The following is a 14,827-nucleotide window of genomic DNA, read 5'->3' as shown; positions in this document are numbered from 1 at the left end:
TACTCGGAATCTTCAGCCGCTTTCCGGACAGACAGCAACCGCATCGGTCTCCCCGAAGAGGCCCCGACAATCGGTAAAATCCTTCCAGCGGAATGACGGCAGTGCGGCGATTATCCAACAGATACGAAGTCCGGGACAAGGGAAAAAGCAATTAACCGCAGCTGACCTTCAATGTTCGCGAGGCGAAACCGGCACGTTCAAACGCCCTGGAGATGCCCGCTGCCCCGAAAATCCGGTGTTGCTGAGCGGCAAATTAGCCCGAAATGGAGGCTGTTTCCGCGGTTTTGCATGCGAAAAATGAGTGTGCAGAGGTCGCCAGAAGTAACCCCACGACGATTCCCACGCTGTTCGCAATCGCATCCAGTGGGTCGCAGGACCTCCCCGGTACGAAACCCTGCAGGATTTCGGTCGCCGCCGCGTAGGTCGTCAGTCCTATGATGACACACGTGGGGAGCGAATTCAGAAGGCGAAAACAAAAACTCGCAGTGACGCCAGCCAGAGCCGCAAAAGCGGCCGCATGTTTGACCGCATCATCCAGCGTTCGAATCCAGCTGAATGATGTCCTGCGAACAACGGCGTAAGGGTCGGGGGAGAGAAGCGACCAGGAAACCAACAGCAACATGCAAAACGCGCAGCCAAAATGGGCTGACCGTCCAGTAACGATCGGCAGTGCTAACCGGGAGAAGGAACGCATTTGTGGCATGGCAGACTACACGGCACGCAGATCAATGGAATGGCTGGTGTTCAATGGAATGGCTGGTGTTCAATGAAATGACTGGTGTTCAATGAAATGGCGAGGCACTGGTGACTCGAAGCATCAATCTGGCACAGACTGAATATTCGTCGCGACGTCCAATTGTCGCACTGCAAAGTCAGTCGTGAAGCACTTTTCATTGAAGAAGCCATGAACTCCATGAATGAAATTCGGGGGCGTTGATCTGCCGTTAACATCCGGTCATTCGTCATGGACCGCAAAATAGAGGACATTGCCGCTAATTGGCAGGGATACTCGCCATTGCCCATAGCGCCTGACTGTCATTTATAGGCTATGTAATCATCCAGGTTGCAGAATATCGACACGTGTTGAATCTCATCATCATTTGTACAACCGTTCGAATTCATTCTGCCGCTGTATCCGCTTCCTGAACGCGTCTCGCTTAGTTCCGGGGGCACTGTGCAAATGAAATTGCCCCTGTTTGGATGAGCTGGCTCATGTGAGCTGATTCAGGATTCGGAGACACGCATGTCAGTCACGACGAGTAAACGACTGAGAGCCGCAGGCAGAACTTCGCTGCCCATGCTGGCACCGCTCTGGACTTCAGCAGGAGAACCCCTGCTGATTCGCGGTGAAGGAGCGTTTGCGTGTGGGGCCAGTGCAGACTGCGATCTGGTCATCCATCTTGAGGGCGTCAAGCCGAACCACTGCAGCCTTCATTATCGCAGCGGCGTCCTTTCAATCGAGAAGCTCGAAGGCCCCATCTGGCTCAATGATCTACCGGTCCAGTCGATCGCTCAGACCTTTGAAGGAGATACGCTCGCCATTGGCCCGGCAGTCTTTCGCGTCGAGTCAGTCGGTGCTGAGCCTCGTTCAGAGTTTTCTGAGGACTTGTCCTTCAACGTCGTCAACCCGCGGCATCGGAACTCAGATAACTCGGTCGACCTGCCTGCCCCTGCGTTGTCTTCGGTAAATCCGACTCAAGACAACGCGTTCCGGCCCGCGCTGGACCCTTCTCAGGTTGAGGTACTTGCGAAGGCCTCTGCGCTTGTCGCCGATTCGGAGGAAGAAAGGCGTGCTCGACGGGAAATCCGCGCCAGCCTTGATTCGCTGGAAAAGCAGATCGTTGCACTTTCTGGTGATATGCGGAATCCAGCGCTGCTGCCGAAAGCAGAAGAATCCGGCGTGGCAAATCAGGAAATCGAAAATGTCCTGCTGACACTTCGAGATTTCCAGAGTTCGCTGAACGACCGAGCAGAGCTGTTCGGTTCCCTCGAAACTCGCATGCAAAAGCGGCTGGAAGTTCTTGAAAAACATGAACTGGCGGTGACGAAGGCTGAGGAAAGATTCAATCAACGGTTGGCCGAGATTCAGCAGTCTCAGGAAGCACTCGCCGAATCACATCAGCAGATCCTGAAGGCCGAACATGCATTGCAGGAACGTGAATCTGTTGTTCTGCGTCAGGAAGCATCGTTGCGTGAACGGATCGAGCAAGTCGACGACGCGCAGGCTGCTTGCGAAGAGCGAGAAAGATTCAGCAATGAGCAGGCCATTCAGCTGGAGCAAAGTGCGCAGAAACTGATTCAGCATGAATCGACGCTGACTGCTTATGAGGCCGAGCTCGAATCAAAAGAGCAGCAACTGGATGCAAAGCTGCAGGAACTGGATGCGCGCGAACAGCAGCTCTTAAGCAACGAGCAGTCTGTGCGGGCTCAGCAGGATGAACTGCAGGAACGAGAGTCGGAGCAAGCAAGTATCCGTGAGGCCCTGCAGTCCGAACTCACATCGCTGGAAGAACTGCGCACCGAATATGAAGGACTTGCAGCAGATCTTGCGCGGCGGGAACGGGAGTTTGAACAGAAGCAAACCGATGCTCAGCAGCATGCCAACGCAGAACAGGACGCAATCCGCGAGGAACTCAAGGCCGAACTCCTCGAAGCAAAGCAATTGCTGGACCAACAACGGAGTGAAATTGCCGAATTCAGCCATCTCGCAAACGTTGGCGAGGCTCGAGCGAGTGAACTCCGCTTGGAACTGGAAACACTGCGGGAACAGCTGGCCGATGCAACGGCAGCTGCAGAAGACGCTCAGTCACGGCTCACAGTCGCGATCGCAGCAGAACAGGAGCGTTCCGCCAAAGCTGCAGCGGTCAGCGGAAGCGTTCAGGAACTGGCCGCCATTGCCTCGGAACGTGAATCGCTGATGCGAGAACGCGACCAGATGGACCGTCGTCGCCGAAATCTGGACGAACAAACAGCCAGACTTGACGAGCAGCAGAAAGATCTGGCTGCCCGTGCCGCAGAACTGGAACAAGTGCAGGATGAGCTGGCTGAAAGAACGGTCGCACTTGAGACCCGCGCTTCAGAGATTGAGCAACAAGCCGAATCACTGCGACTTGAATCAGAGAAAGCGGCTGAGCAGCATGCCCAGTCGTCAGAACTAAACTCCGTTGCTGATCAGCAAACGATCGCACTGCAACAGATGGCTGATCGGCTTGAAGACGAAAACAGGCAGCTGGATGAACAACTCCTTCTGCTGCAGGAACAACTGGAGAAGCAGGAATCGCTTCGAGCAGAGTTCAGTGAATCTGAGGCAGCCAGTCGACAACTGCAATCGCAGATTGAAGAACTGAAAGCTGATTTGCTGAACCGCGAAGCGACAGAATCTTCCTACGCGCAGGAAATGCAGCATCTTGCCGCCGAACGTGACGCGCTTCTGGAAGCGCTGAAGCAAATGCAGGCTCAGTTTGAGAACCTGCACGCAGAGTTCAGTTCTGTGGAAGATTCAGCTGAGGCCCTGGAGGCACTGAAACATGCCGAAGAGTCGGCTCGATCCGACGAAGCTGCCGCTCAGCAACAACTGGCGCAGACTCGCAACGAACTGGATGCGGCCAACGAGCAGCTTGCGGCGGATCGCCAGAGAATCACAGAACTGGAATCAGCAATTTCGGAGTTGCAGGATTCGCTGGCGATGCTGCAGGCCGAACAGGTCGAGATGCATGATGCAAACGAACTGAATTCAAACGACCAGACTTCAATGGATCAGGAATCCCGGTTGCTGGAACAGGTTGAGGCCATTCGCAGTGACCTGGAATCCGCGTTGCACGAAGCCAATGCTCGTGTCGCCAACATGGAGGAAACACTGGCCACTCGTGACGAAGAGTTGATGATCAGCCGGCAGGAGCTGGAAGCACTCGCGGCAAGATCCGGAGAAGAAGCAGCAGATATCGATGAAGCACTTCGTCAGCGCGATGAAACGATTCAAAAGTTGCGCAATCAACTGGAATTGCTGACCGAGGCCATGACATCTGCTGAGTCTTCAATTTCGGAAGAAGCCCTTCGAATTGAGAGTCGAGAACTCGATCAAAGAGCACAGCTTCTTGACAAACGTGAAGCCGATCTGAAAGACCGTCAGCAACTCCTGGCGCAGAGTGAAGAAGAGCTGGAGACGCAACGCCGCCAGATGGTTGAAGCTCGACAGCAACTGGAAATTGCCCGCGCGGAGATTCAGGTCGCCATGCAGGAGTTCCAGTCGGCAAGGCCTGCTGAAGGCTCTCCCGCTTCTTCCACCGAATCAGCAACCAGCGACTTTGACGAAATCCATGCGGCCAGCGGTCGATCTGAGTCTGACTCTGAACATGGCAGGATCGGCGATGTCGCTCCGGAAACTGAATCTGACGCAGAACATCATACAGTCCATTTGAGTGAGTTCGACGGAGACGCAGCAACATTCTCGAGAGCCGAAACTGTTACGCTCCCCGAATCAGTCGACGATCTGACGCATTACGGAGACAGCGATTCCATTGTCAAGACGATTACGGCAATGCAGGAGAATACAAACCGTTTTGAACGGTCGAAACAGGATACTGTCCAGCTGACCGGTGACCCGCACGACTTCGCAAAGTCTGCTGCCGATTGCCAGGACACAGATCCCGATACAACAGATGAGGAAACTGATGGGGATGCGGTCGGTCTGTTGCGGACTGAGCTTGCTAGTCTGTTCGGGCTGGCGAAAAACAAAGAGGCATCAAAATCGACAGAGAAGAATGACCAGCAATACATCGACCCTTCTCAGCCCATTGCCGATACGGGAGTCGCTGGCGTAGCCATTCGCTTTGGTGAAGCGGATCAGATTCTTCTGGAGAATCCTGTTGAGCCTGAACTATCAGAGACAGAAACTCCCGACTTCGTTGCCAGTTATATGGAACAGCTGCTGTCACGCAGTCGAAGCAACGCTGGAAGCTCTTTGCCCAGCGAACTGAAGAAATCTGCAGGCGGAAACTCGCAGTCCAGTCCTCCGCAAAGTTCAAACGATACAGAGCCTCGGCCGTTTCAGCAGAAGTCGTTTATCGATCAGTATATGTCGAGTGATCTGGCGGAAGCTCCTGAAATGAATCTCCAGGAAGATGACTCGCTGGAGGAACGAATACCAGCTCCCCGGCCAAAGATCGATCGGGACAAACTTCGTGAAAGCATGGATTCGTTCCGTAATGTATCCGCGATGTCTGTCGAGAATGCTCTTTCAACTGCCGCTCGCAAAAAACAACGCAGCGCCATGTCGGCTCGTAAGGTCTTCGCAACAACGCTGGGACTACTGACCGCCGGTCAGATCGGTGCATATGCGGCCATCGGATTCTGGGAGCCGCTGCTGTTTGTCGCCACCGGGCTTGCCTTCACTGGAACAGCAGTGGAATACTTCCTGAAGAAAGCAAAGATCGAAAACCAGTTTGTCGGTGCCATGGCCGCTCGCCCCCGCAAGGACGAGGAAAGTGAATCAGAACGGCCCGGACTGTCGACCGCAAATGCCGACGAACAAGTCGAAACACTGGCAATGGAAGAGGCCGCAGAAGTTGATGCTGCTGTTGAGTCGTCATCAACGGATCAGTCGGCTGCCGTGCCTGAAATCGATGAACCAGCGGCTGAGCAGAACCTGGGAGACTCCGATATGTTTGATCTGGATCGAGAGTTGCGTTAGTCGTTCCGGAAAAGCATGCGTTCAGCGGTTTGTCAGATCATCTCCATCAAGGTAATGCCGGTCTCTCTGTATCGTTGGTTGATCAGCTTACTGTAACAGCAGCTCAGTCGCATCGACTGAGCTGCTTTTGTTTTCCGGGGCATTCAGAATCCGGATTCGAATGATGCGAACATTCGCTGTTTCACGTTAGAATTCCTGACCTGACAGTCTGTTGGAGAACGGGACTGGCTCCAGCAGGAGACCGTAAAACACGATGGTTTCCAGTCGTCCTGCGTGCCTGTCCTGATTTTTCCCTGTCCTGATTTTTCAACCGACATCCAGGGACACATCGACGGCAACTGTGAACTGAGCTCGCGATGGCATGGGAGCTCTTTGCGACAACGATCGACCTGGCAAGGACACAGTATTCGAGTCCGATACTCGGGGTTGAATGCGGAGGCGGGCGTTTGAATCCGAAAGACAAAGAGGCCAGCATGAACAAACCGAACTACCTGCATTTGGCTGCAGTCCTGGCCGCATTGGGCGCCGTTCTGAACTGCAGGATCGCGACTGCCCAGTTTGATCGTGATTCCACTGCACAGCCACGCTATCACACACCACCGGCGAGTGGCGTATCGTTGATGAAGGACCAGCATTTGTACTCACTGGTCTCTCCATTGCGAAGCCTGAAGACACCCGACTCAAAGGCCGATGTTCGCGAATGGAAAGAACAGTTGCGGCCGCAGCTCCACCGACAGTGGGAAAACATTCTGGGAAAGCTTCAGCCTTCTGAAAGCGACCAGGTCTGGTTTGGCGATATCCGGAATTCCACTGAAATCAGCAGAATTCAGAAGGATGGTTACGTACGAATTGAACTCACCTTACCAATGGAAACAGACTTCGATCAATCGTATCTGTTGCTCCTGCCCGATAACGTGGGCACGAAAAAATGTCCGGCTGTCATCGCCTGGACTTCGACGTCCCCCGACTACACAGAACCTGAAAAATGGTGGGGCGAATGGCTGGCACAACATGGGTACGTCGTACTTTGCGGCTGGTCATTCATTCGCAACTATCGCGACGCCACCAGCTACCGCAACGATGTTCAGCTGAAACTTTACGAGCGCTTTGGTCGATGGGCACCCATCTCTCGCATGGTTTTCGATGTCCAAAGAGAAGCTCAGTTTCTTGCGGATGTGCCAATTGTTGATCCGAACCGCATTGGTTTTATGGGCTTCTCCCTGAGCGCAAAAACCGCACTCTATGTGGCGGCATTCGCTCCGGAGATCAAGGCGGTCGTTTCAATCGATCCACACCTGGCATTGTATGGAAACAGCAATTACCTGGATCCCTGGTATCTGGATGCGAAACGACCATTCGATTCCATCCCGGCTTCTGACTACCCCGTTGAGGCGCTACGCAACACTGTTTGGAGCTTGCTGGACACAGATCCCACGCGACCTGGCTTCGAACGAAATCATCATGAGCTGCTCGCCCTCGCGGCCCCTCGCGCAGTGATGGTCATTGGATGTAGTACAGATCAGCCCACCGCCGCTCACTCCGACGACAGACAAAGCATCGCTTATATCAACGCGGCCAGGGAAGTATACGAATTACTGGACGTGCCGGAGAAGCTTGAATATATCCAGCTGACTTGTGGACACCGAGCAACCGATCCCGTGATGGACCGTTCCTGGCAGCGATTCTTTGAACGCTGGTTAAAAGAAAACTGAGATGCATTTCACGGCGTATTGCGACGGTTGGATATCGAAGGGCTCCAACGAGCGTCCATCATCCTGACAACGAACAAGACTTACCGAACCGACTTCCGGACGATGTCCAGTTCGCGGTTCAGCCGTTCCACAATGTCGGGCCGCTCCATATAGAGATTCTTCGTTTCTCCAACATCTTCGGCAAGGTTGTAGAGTTGGCCGGTAGCTTCACCGGGGACAGGCTGGGTTCGATTCGGACGAGAGAAACCGCCTGAGCCAAGTCCGGTGATGAGTTTCCAGTCGCCGGAACGGATGGTCATCATTGAAGCGACGCTACCCGCCTGCATGACAAACTGTGTCCGCTGAGGTCGGGAGTTCTGAGAGACTGCATCGCCGGGTAACGCATTCAGGTCGGGAAGAAAACTGAAGCTATCCGGTCCGGCGTCAGGCGGCAGTGTGACTTTCATGATGTCAGCAAGAGTCGCAAGCAGGTCTGTGAAGCACAACAAACGAGAACTACTGGTCCCCGCCTGAACAACACCAGGCCAGCGGACAATAAATGGAACGCGATGACCAGCTTCCCATGCGTCCGCTTTCATACCACGAAGTCCTCCGCTGGAGTCATGCCCAAACCTTGCAACGTCTTTGTCATACCATGTGGGACCATTGTCAGACGTGAAAACCAAAAGGGTGTTATCCCTGAGCCCAGCGGCTTCAATCGATCCAAGCACACGGCCAATCTCGTCGTCGACCATCATCAGAAAGTCACCATACATTCCTGCGCCACTCTTGTTGCGAAACTTCTCGGACGGCAGCCAGGGTGTATGAGGTGCCGGATAGGCAAGGTAAAGCATCAACGGCTGACCGCTGCCTGAAGTCTGGTGAGACTGAATGACCTGAATCGCTTCACTGGTAAATCGTGGAAGCACTTCTTCCAGCGATAAATCGGGAGCAATCCCACCTGCTCTCCAGAATGCACCCTGGATGGGTGACCAGCCGTCGCTGTTGTTCGCCTGAATCTGATTTGTTGGTGGCTGTACAGCGCGATCGTTACGTATGTAAAAGTAGGGAGGGATATCCGTGGATGCCCGAATTCCAAAAAACGAATCAAAGCCACGGTCCACAGGCCCACCGGGCAGCCGCTTTTCGTATCCATTTTCTTCAAAGCCCAGATGCCATTTTCCGACCATTGCCGTGTGATAGCCCTGAGATGCTGCCAGCGATGCGATTGTCATATCGCCGGATTTGATGAGTGGCTGTTTGGGCCAGACGGTCACATCCGTGCGAAAGGGATATCTGCCCGTCATCAAACCATACCGCGACATATGGCACAACGGACCTGGCGCGTGAGCATCCGTGAACCGCATCCCTGATTCCGCCAGGGAATTTATGTGGGGCGTCGGAATCTTTGATTCGGCGTTGTAACAACCCGGGTCACCATACCCCATATCATCCACCAGGATCACGACGATATTCGGCCGGTCCGCAGGAGACGCATTGTCGGACGCCACAACCAGAAGCAGGAAAGCGGCAATGATGCCGACGTATTGAAGTCTGTGCACAGTATCACGCCTGATCAAAGAATCGATAAACCACACCTCCAGCGGCCAGCCTACGCCGAGTCTACCGGCAGCAGATCGGCGATACAAATCGTATGACAGCACGCCCCACAATTACGTCGCTGAATTCTGCAATTCATGCGGCAAGTAAATGACAGAATGCTTGAGTCATCACACTCCCCGTACCATGTCGTCACACAGACGCACGCAACCAGCGGTGAAGATTCCCCCTGAGTCGCATCGCATCAGCCTGTTGAAAAACGGGACTGGCTCGAGCAGGAGACCTGAAAACACGATGGATGGTTTACAGCCGGCAGCCCATTCGCTTTATTCGGGCGTGTAGTCCTGCCACATCCAGACGAGTGTGTCGGCGAGTGTGTGTTCGAAAACGTTGCGGTCGCAGTGGCGGGATGCGCGGCTGAACAGATAACGATAGTCGTAGCCTTTTGCCCGGAGTGCTTCGGCCGTACGTTCATTGGCCATGACCCAGTTATGGTATGTCTCTTCAGGATCTTTGGCGCGGTTGTCGTGTTCCGAAACGTGCGTAAAGATTCTCAGCGGCTTTCGCGGAGTATTCTCGATCAGCTTCAGGCCGGAATGATATTCCCATGCACCAAGTGGGTACCTGGCTTCTTCAGGAGCATCGTCATCCTGCTGATCGACAAATGTTCCGGAATAGGTAATCAGCCGACGAAACAAGTCCGGACGAAACCAGCCCGCAGTCAGCGCTGCGGCACCGCCGGAACTGCATCCCATGACCCCCTTACCCCACGGATCATCCGTGAAGGCCAGTCCCGGATAGGCGGCTCGAATCTCTGCGTTGTTCAAGACGGCTGGCAGGACTTCATCGTTGAGAAACCTCGCGAACCGATCGGACATCGTGTCATATTCGAGACCTCGTTCGCTCCCTTTTCCGTCATTGCCGCCGTTCTGAACGGACACGACAATGAATGCGGGCAGCCGTCGGCCGGGGTCTTTGGATACGGTCAGATTGTCGAGTGCATGCCGAATGAGATTGAGCTGGCTTGGGCCGTCCAGAGTCATCAGGATCGGAGCTTTCCTGCCATCTTTGTACTCAGCCGGAACGTAGACAAACACACGCCGTTCGGTTCGAACGTCCTTCTTCGGATCCAGAGTGGAATCGGTCCCCGGGAAAATACGGCTGTCGGCCAGAGGCATCGAGAATTCAAACTGCCGCCCCTTAGGATTTCCCAGGTCCGTGAGATCACGATGCAACTGGTAATCCGGCCCAATGACAAAATGCCCGTTGATTGGCGCCTCGGTGATGGTGCCGGATGTCTGATCATCAGCAACCGCCGTTGGACAATCTCCATACGCCAAAAACAAAAAGAACAGACCTGAAGCACACAACAGATGTGCAACGGCAGGAAATGAACTCATCATCAGGCCTTTAGTTGGATTGAGTGTGTTTGGAATGAGAGTGTGTGTCGGAACGACGTCCGACAGGCAGTCTTACTCGGTCGATCGCCCGGGACGAAAGGCTTTCAACAGTCTCACGTCTGACAGCATCCAAAAGAGTCGAGTGTGCGCATTGTTTCAATTGTTCCGCACAATGCCAGCGTTCAAATCAAAGTCGTGTTTGAGAAAACGTCAGGGCTGCCCCGGCCCGCGTTCGTTTTCATTCCTGCGTCATTCAGACTAAGACGCCACGGTACAATCGGCACTCCCAACAGCCTGTTAAAAAAACGGGACTGGATTGACCAGGAGACCTGAAAACACAATGGTTTCCAGCCGTCCTGCTTGCCTGTCCCGGTTTTTCAACGGACAACGAACCAGCATGGTGCCCATTGGGAAGATCAAGTGAATCAGAAGAGATACGTCGACATTACCCCGCTTTCTGATGCTGATGCCCTGGCCGAACTGGAGAGTGGAGATTCGGAGAGAATATCCACGGCGCTGCTATCAATCGGTCTTCACAGTGCAGATTGGGCTGCTGCTCAACAAGTGGCCGTTCGATTTTTTAAGTCTGAATCCGAAACAATTGTTGCTGCTGCGGTCTTGAGTATTGCTCACTCCGCACGTGCTGGTAAATATGTGTTGAAGAGTGCGTTTGATAGCCTGCGGGAACTGGGGGCAAATGAGTTATTCGCAGGAAGAGTTCAGGACGCCATGGACGATATCACTATGTTTGCATCCGTAATCAGTGATTCTGGAAATGTTGAGTGACCATGAGAAGACGCCGATTGGTCATTGTCACATTGTGCTGCGCCGGATTTTTCGGACTGCGTTATTCCCTGCTGAACTGGGTGCCTGAGACAGATAGTGACTCGGATGGGCCTGCACGCACATTTCTTGGTCGTGAACTGGGGGAGGTTCCTCCTCAACGACCACCATTTGCACCAGTGTTTTCAGCGTCCCGTAAGATTGACTCACAGTTTCGAGATCTGCGAGATCGGCTGACCAGGCAGGTCGAGGGTGCTTCCAACAAGGATGTTGTGGAACAAACGCTGATTGCGGAACACAAGTATTCTCAGGAACAGATTCATGTCCTCATGCTGGGGATCCGACGCTATCTGCAGCAGGAAGCCGACAAACACCTGGATTCGCAACTTAGCTGGCGAGTGCATCTTCTGCCTTACATAGATCAGCAGGACTTGTATGCGCAGTTCCGCCTGAATGAATCATGGGACAGCCCCACCAACTTTCAGTTGATTGACAAGATGCCTGCCTTGTATCGCGGTTTGGCAGATGACGATGATGGAACGCACACCCGCATCCAGGCAATCAACTCAAGAGATTCTCTGGGGCTCGCGGGACAACTTCGCAGGTTGTCCGACGTGACGGATGCCGAGGGTGAAACGCTGGCTGTCGTACTTGTCTCCGCTGCTCTTGCAGTTCCATGGACAAGCCCTCAGGACTTGAGCATTGATGAAGGTTCCTTCTCAGACGTCATGGCCCAAATGCCTTCACCGGAGTTTTGGTGGGGTTCTGTAGAAGGGGCGGCACTGAAACTGCCGGTTTCCTGCTCAGCAGAGACATTCTTTAGTCTTGTGACGATCAGCGGTGGGGAAGCGGGAGTGTTTGATCGCCTGCAAAAGGAACGCCTCGAACAAATCCGAAGTCGCCGTGCTCCGGACACTGCCTGGACTCCGGCGAGTGACCTCTATCGTTGATGCCGGCAACAGTTACGTGTGTCGGATTCGAGACAACAGCGTCTTCACTGTCATGGAAGAGTAGCCGCTGATGGATGCGTACCGGACGGCTCGCGTGCTCGCGGATCAGCCCATGTCCCCTGGCAGCGACAATGCCCAAAGCAAACCGAGTCATCCAGTGCGTCTGGTTGTTATTGAAGCGCAGTCACACAAGTCGAAAGGAAAGCCGGGAACGGGATCCACGGGCCAAAACTGCGCGGCTTCCTGCGCAATGCGACAAATCGACTGGACGGTCCTGCCGACATCATTGCGTTGCTGTACCACTATCGCTGGCAGATTGAAATCCTGTTTCGGTTCTTCAAGCACCTGCTCGGTTGCCGCCATCAGTCGGGACATTCTCAGACTGGCATCGAATTGCAGGCCTATCGTGGGATCATCGCGTGCATGATCAGCCTGTGAACCGGAAAGAAGTCCACGTTGCGGACCCACGAGATGATCTGCTGGCACTTCTGCGGCATGGCCGATGAGGAAGAACTGCTGGCTCATCTGTCCAAACTGCACAATCCCGCTGAGCCTCAAGAACCGCTGATCTGATTCAATGGACTCTCCCGCTGCGTCGTTTGCCCCGTGCCATGCTGCGCGGATCAAAACGATGTTCCACCGACCATCAGAAGTCGAGCAAGAGCTGTGCCGAACAGTATTGAGCATGTCCCCATCATCGATTTTCAGATGTTTAGCTTTATCGACCGAGCGACTCTTCACCACAGGGCAAAGTCACAGAACCGTTTCATTGATGGCTCGCCGCGAGCTAACTGTCCGTTGAAGAACCGGGGCAGGCACGCAGGACGACTGGAAACCATGGTGTTTTAAGATCTTCTGCTTGAGCCAGTCCCGGTTTTCAACGGGCTGCTACAGGTGGCAGAATCATTCATTGCGTACTGTCTTCATCTTCCATTCAGGTAGCTTGTTTAAGATGCAGATGCAGGCAAAGTCATTCGGATCTCAGGGGCTGCCATGGGATGGCAATGAAGCTCTGCGAACTAAGAACGAATCCAGTACCTGCAATACGGACTCAGACCTTCCATCTGAAAGTAGCTCGAAATGAATCGCAAACGGATAGTTTTCATCATCGCGACGGGAATCGTCTGCGCGGTGTGCCTGTTGGCGTTTCGTGGCCGGCATCGAATCAATGTCATGGATCGTCCGGCCTTGCAATTGGGTGATAACATCGGAGGCACCACACCCACGGAGAGCGACCATAGCCCACTCACTGGCGAAGATAAACTGTCTGCTGCACAGGTTAGCCCATGGGGGCGATTTCGTGGCCCCAATGGGCTGGGGCTGAGTGAAGATTCAACAATTCCAGTGAAATGGAGTGACACAAGAAACCTTGCGTGGAAAACTGCACTTCCAGGAGCGGGTTCTTCGAGTCCTGTGTTAACCGATGGATTCGTCTTTGTGACGTGCTATTCCGGATATGGCGTGGCAGGGGACCGTGGCGGTAGTCCAAATCAACTTCAGCGGCACGTATGTTGCATCGATCGTGATTCAGGAGCGATGGTATGGACCAGGACCGTGTCAGCCGTTCAACAGGAAGATCGCTATCAGGGAATGGGGCTTCCCGAGCACGGCTATGCAACGAATACCCCGGGCACCGATGGGGCTGCGGTCTTTGCATTTCTTGGCAAGTCCGGGGTATATGCTTTTGATCTCAGCGGTAAAGAGCTATGGCATGTATCAGTCGGAACAGGATCAGGCAACCGAGAATGGGGATCAGCATCCAGCCTGATTCTTTACAAGGACTTAGTGATCGTAAATGCTGCGGAGGAAAGCCAATCACTCTATGCCCTTAGCAAAGATTCGGGAGAAGTTATCTGGAAGTCACCAGCGGCTGCTTTGGAGTTGTGCTACAGCACTCCGGCAATCGCGCATGTGAGTCCTGAACGAGATGACCTGATTCTGGCAGTTCCCGGCGAAGTCTGGGGAATAAACCCCGGAAATGGAAAACTTATATGGTTCGCTGAAACGCCAATGACAGACAACCTGTCACCAAGTGTTCTTGTTGACGGCGCAACAGTTTACGCATTTGGCGGGTACCGAAATTCAGGAAGCGTGTCGTTAAGAGCAGGAGGCAAAGGCGATGTCACCAGTTCTCACATGCTCTGGACGAGTAAGAATACATCTCACGTGGCAACGCCCGTGTTGCTGAATAATCGCCTGCAATGGGTCGATGATCATGGCGTGTACTTTTGTGCCGATGCAAAGTCCGGAGAGCTGATTCAGCGTGCGAGAACGTCGGGAATCTCCAGCGGTGGCCGGCCGGTTTACGCATCCCCTGTTTCGATCAATCAACGCCTCTATGTCCAGTCTCGGTATGGCGGTGTATTCGTGCTGGAGAGATCTCCCGAACTCACCATTCTGGAGCAAAATCGGTTTGCATCAGATTCCAGTAATTTCAACGCAACACCAGCAGTCGATCGTGGGCAGCTGTTCTTGAGATCTGATCGATACTTGTACTGCATTAGTGCATCTCACCCGACTGAATAACCGAAGTTACCGGCAATAGTATCGCAAATAAAAGAAAAGGGGTCAGGTCTCTTTATTTGGATTGCGTCTGGCATCCGTCTAGACTTTCTCCATGGCACGCACGAAACGCATTTGTCCAGCTGGTGAAGTCTTCCACATTCTCAATCGAGCGGTGGCTCGGCTGACGATTTTTGAAAAGCCCGAAGACTATGCCGCATCCATGTGCGCCGTGCAGGAAACCTGAAAAAT

The 14,827-nt window shown here is 53.7% G+C and carries 10 protein-coding genes; 6 read left to right on the top strand and 4 right to left on the bottom strand.

Annotated elements, in window-relative coordinates:
- Positions 1 to 253 precede the first annotated feature (253 nt).
- Positions 254 to 622, bottom strand: coding sequence for a VanZ family protein (locus R3C20_06915; protein MEZ6040218.1), 369 nt, complete (start codon positions 620 to 622; stop codon positions 254 to 256).
- A 621-nt stretch (positions 623 to 1,243) separates the two neighbouring features.
- Between R3C20_06915 and R3C20_06910 the strand changes: the two genes are divergently transcribed.
- The gene (locus R3C20_06910; protein ID MEZ6040217.1) at positions 1,244 to 5,689 is read left to right on the top strand and encodes a hypothetical protein; all 4,446 of its coding nucleotides are present in this window, start codon (positions 1,244 to 1,246) and stop codon (positions 5,687 to 5,689) included.
- Positions 5,690 to 6,045: 356 nt separating this feature from the next.
- The gene (locus R3C20_06905) at positions 6,046 to 7,401 is read left to right on the top strand and encodes a dienelactone hydrolase family protein (protein ID MEZ6040216.1); all 1,356 of its coding nucleotides are present in this window, start codon (positions 6,046 to 6,048) and stop codon (positions 7,399 to 7,401) included.
- A gap of 80 nt (positions 7,402 to 7,481) precedes the next feature.
- Here the strand turns inward: R3C20_06905 and R3C20_06900 are convergent, their stop codons facing one another.
- On the bottom strand, positions 7,482 to 8,942 hold the full coding sequence (locus tag R3C20_06900) for an arylsulfatase (GenBank protein ID MEZ6040215.1): 1,461 nt from the start codon (positions 8,940 to 8,942) through the stop codon (positions 7,482 to 7,484).
- Between the two features lie 324 nt (positions 8,943 to 9,266).
- Positions 9,267 to 10,340, bottom strand: coding sequence for an alpha/beta hydrolase-fold protein (locus R3C20_06895; GenBank protein MEZ6040214.1), 1,074 nt, complete (start codon positions 10,338 to 10,340; stop codon positions 9,267 to 9,269).
- Positions 10,341 to 10,760: 420 nt separating this feature from the next.
- Between R3C20_06895 and R3C20_06890 the strand changes: the two genes are divergently transcribed.
- Together R3C20_06890 and R3C20_06885 are read left to right on the top strand one after the other, a co-directional pair.
- Complete coding sequence (locus R3C20_06890) at positions 10,761 to 11,126, top strand: hypothetical protein (GenBank protein ID MEZ6040213.1); 366 nt, start codon at positions 10,761 to 10,763, stop codon at positions 11,124 to 11,126.
- A gap of 2 nt (positions 11,127 to 11,128) precedes the next feature.
- Complete coding sequence (locus R3C20_06885; GenBank protein ID MEZ6040212.1) at positions 11,129 to 12,073, top strand: DUF1559 domain-containing protein; 945 nt, start codon at positions 11,129 to 11,131, stop codon at positions 12,071 to 12,073.
- A 150-nt stretch (positions 12,074 to 12,223) separates the two neighbouring features.
- On the opposite strand, the gene R3C20_06880 is transcribed toward R3C20_06885, so the two are convergent.
- Positions 12,224 to 12,598 carry a hypothetical protein gene (locus R3C20_06880; GenBank protein MEZ6040211.1) on the bottom strand — a complete coding sequence of 125 codons (375 nt, stop codon included), beginning with the start codon at positions 12,596 to 12,598 and terminating at the stop codon, positions 12,224 to 12,226.
- Positions 12,599 to 13,153: 555 nt separating this feature from the next.
- On the opposite strand from R3C20_06880, the gene R3C20_06875 reads away from it, so the two are divergent.
- Together R3C20_06875 and R3C20_06870 are read left to right on the top strand one after the other, a co-directional pair.
- Positions 13,154 to 14,599, top strand: a complete 1,446-nt coding sequence (locus R3C20_06875; protein MEZ6040210.1) for a PQQ-binding-like beta-propeller repeat protein — start codon at positions 13,154 to 13,156, stop codon at positions 14,597 to 14,599.
- 91 nt (positions 14,600 to 14,690) lie between these two features.
- The gene (locus R3C20_06870) at positions 14,691 to 14,822 is read left to right on the top strand and encodes a hypothetical protein (protein ID MEZ6040209.1); all 132 of its coding nucleotides are present in this window, start codon (positions 14,691 to 14,693) and stop codon (positions 14,820 to 14,822) included.
- Positions 14,823 to 14,827 lie beyond the last annotated feature (5 nt).

The organism is Planctomycetaceae bacterium, assembly GCA_041398825.1.
In the GTDB taxonomy this organism is placed as follows: domain Bacteria; phylum Planctomycetota; class Planctomycetia; order Planctomycetales; family Planctomycetaceae; genus F1-80-MAGs062.
This window is presented reverse-complemented; position numbering and strand designations above follow the sequence as displayed.

What these genes read in the sequence shown, in the direction of transcription:
- R3C20_06910 (MEZ6040217.1), top strand. Translation starts at nt 1,244, where the DNA reads ATGTCAGTCACGACGAGTAAACGACTGAGAGCCGCAGGCAGAACTTCG.
- R3C20_06880 (MEZ6040211.1), bottom strand. Translation starts at nt 12,598, where the DNA reads ATGAGCCAGCAGTTCTTCCTCATCGGCCATGCCGCAGAAGTGCCAGCA.
- R3C20_06905 (MEZ6040216.1), top strand. Translation starts at nt 6,046, where the DNA reads ATGGCATGGGAGCTCTTTGCGACAACGATCGACCTGGCAAGGACACAG.
- R3C20_06885 (MEZ6040212.1), top strand. Translation starts at nt 11,129, where the DNA reads ATGAGAAGACGCCGATTGGTCATTGTCACATTGTGCTGCGCCGGATTT.
- R3C20_06875 (MEZ6040210.1), top strand. Translation starts at nt 13,154, where the DNA reads ATGAATCGCAAACGGATAGTTTTCATCATCGCGACGGGAATCGTCTGC.
- R3C20_06870 (MEZ6040209.1), top strand. Translation starts at nt 14,691, where the DNA reads ATGGCACGCACGAAACGCATTTGTCCAGCTGGTGAAGTCTTCCACATT.
- R3C20_06915 (MEZ6040218.1), bottom strand. Translation starts at nt 622, where the DNA reads ATGTTGCTGTTGGTTTCCTGGTCGCTTCTCTCCCCCGACCCTTACGCC.
- R3C20_06895 (MEZ6040214.1), bottom strand. Translation starts at nt 10,340, where the DNA reads ATGAGTTCATTTCCTGCCGTTGCACATCTGTTGTGTGCTTCAGGTCTG.